This window comes from Occallatibacter sp. (assembly GCF_049582745.1).
Taxonomy (GTDB): Bacteria; Acidobacteriota; Terriglobia; order Terriglobales; family Acidobacteriaceae; genus Telmatobacter.
Map to the genome: position 1 here is coordinate 1 of NZ_JBAUUO010000180.1, position 1,760 is coordinate 1,760.

Sequence of the window (1,760 nt, forward strand, 5' to 3'; positions counted from 1 at the left end):
CAGGAAGCCCCTGTTTTCTCGTTATTCGCGAATGGCACCCTGCTTGCGTAATACTACTGAGCAAGGATCGGCAGGGCCTATATTCCAAATCGATCTTTACCGGTGGTGAGGGTGTTTTTGCAAGTGATGGAACACGCGAGCGGTCTTGACGCGTTCCACCGGTCAGACTGTTGAGGGCTGCACATAAAAAATGGATCGTTCAGGTGCGCAGTGAAGCGTCATCACCTGGTGATGTGACGTCGCTCACAGAGGCGAAGAAGTGTTTCTCTCTTAGGTGGCGAGTTCGATGAGTCCAAGACTCAAGGAGTGCCAATGAGCACGAAAACTGTGATAGCCCCACTGCCGCTGAGCGCGTATGGGAAAGCGCGATCCACGGTCCACGGTTCGCCGTTGAGCTCAGAGGAATTGAGAAAGACCCACGCATACTGGCGAGCCTGCAATTATTTGGCGCTCGGGATGATCTATCTCCAATCGAATCCGTTGTTAAAAGAGCCGTTGAGACCCGACCATATCAAGAACCGTCTGCTCGGACACTGGGGTTCCAGCCCAGGGCTGGCTTTCATCTATATCCACCTGAATCGTCTGATCAGAAAATTGGGTCTCGACATGATTTTCATGGCTGGCCCTGGTCACGGTGCGCCAGGGGTTCTAGGGCCGGGGTATCTGGAGGGTACCTACTCCGAAATATATCCAGAAAAGAGTGAAGACGAAGTTGGTCTGCTCGAGTTCTTTAAGCAGTTTTCCTTCCCCGGCGGCATCGGTAGTCACTGCACGCCGGAGACTCCCGGTTCGATCCACGAAGGCGGCGAATTGGGGTACGTGCTTTCGCATGCATGCGGCGCTGCGTTCGATAATCCGGACCTGATCGTCGCCGCAGTTGTCGGGGACGGCGAGTCCGAGACAGGGCCGCTGGCGACTTCCTGGCACATCAGCAAGTTCCTCAACCCCATTCGAGATGGCGCGGTTCTGCCCATCCTCCACTTGAACGGCTATAAGATCAATAACCCCACTCTGCTGGCGCGCATTACACACGAAGAACTGGAGAACTTGCTACGGGGCTACGGATGGACGCCTTACTTCGTCGAAGGTTCCGATCCTGACACGATGCACCAGGCAATGGCTGCGACCGTCGAACACTGCGTTCTCGAAATCCAGAAGCATCAACGGGAATGCCGGGCGACCGGCGTTGCCGAGCGGCCACGCTGGCCCATGATCGTGTTGCGCTCTCCCAAAGGCTGGGGCGCACCGGAAGAAGTGGGTGGCCACAGGCTGGAGGGTTTTTGGCGCGCCCATCAGGTTCCTCTGAGCGACGTCAAGAAAAATCCCGAACAACTGCGGATGCTTGAGAAGTGGATGCGCGACCAAAAGCCTGAAGAGTTATTCGACGAGAACGGCGGGTTGATTCGGGAACTGAAAGAACTTGCCCCGAAGGGAAACCGTCGAATGAGTGCCAATCCGCATGCCAATGGCGGAGTCCTCAAAAAGGCACTACGCTTGCCTGACTTTTGCGATTACGCGCTGAAGGTGGATCAGCCGGGAAGCATTGAAGCCGAGAATGTCCCACCCTTGGGGAACTTCCTGCGCGACGTGATGAAGTCGAACATGAACAACTTCCGCGTGTTCGGGCCGGACGAAACCACATCCAACAAGCTCCAGGCAATCTATCAGGCCGCCAAGAAATTTTGGATTGCCGAGTATTTCCCCGAAGACCAGGACGGCAGCGAGCTCGCGCGCGATGGCCGCGTCGTCGAGATGCTCAG

General features: G+C 56.1%; 1 protein-coding gene. It reads left to right on the forward strand.

What is annotated here, in order from left to right:
- Positions 1–312: 312 nt before the first annotated feature.
- Positions 313–1,760 (forward strand): phosphoketolase family protein (locus tag WCA10_RS26550; protein ID WP_472825577.1); only part of this gene is annotated, 1,448 nt, incomplete at its 3' end.